Source organism: Bacillus cereus group sp. N6 (genome assembly GCF_016483705.1).
Taxonomy (GTDB): Bacteria; Bacillota; Bacilli; order Bacillales; family Bacillaceae_G; genus Bacillus_A; species Bacillus_A wiedmannii.
This window is the reverse complement of record NZ_JAEHBI010000366.1, coordinates 1-229: the sequence shown is the minus strand read 5'-3', so window position 1 is coordinate 229 and position 229 is coordinate 1. Positions and strand designations below refer to the sequence as shown.

Genomic DNA, 229 nt, shown 5'->3' with positions numbered 1-229 from the left:
CTGGTCATGCTGATGAGCGTCGGGCGCGTGTGGGCCGTGGAGCTGAGGGTGTCCAGGCTGTCGATGTAGACCTTGCTGGGGGTGGTGTCCATGATGACCGTGTTGGCCTTGATGGTGTTGATGTACATGATGACCGTGTTCGCCTTGAGGGTGGTGAGGTACATCATGACCGTGAACGCCTTCGGGGGGGTGCGGTGCTGGTGGAGCGACTCCGCCTTGTCGTGGATGA

At 60.7% G+C, this 229-nt stretch carries 1 protein-coding gene; it reads right to left on the bottom strand.

The annotated features are described in order from the left end of the window. The coding region (locus JDS99_RS31600; protein WP_199696553.1) for a hypothetical protein at positions 1-229 on the bottom strand (229 nt) is incomplete at both ends.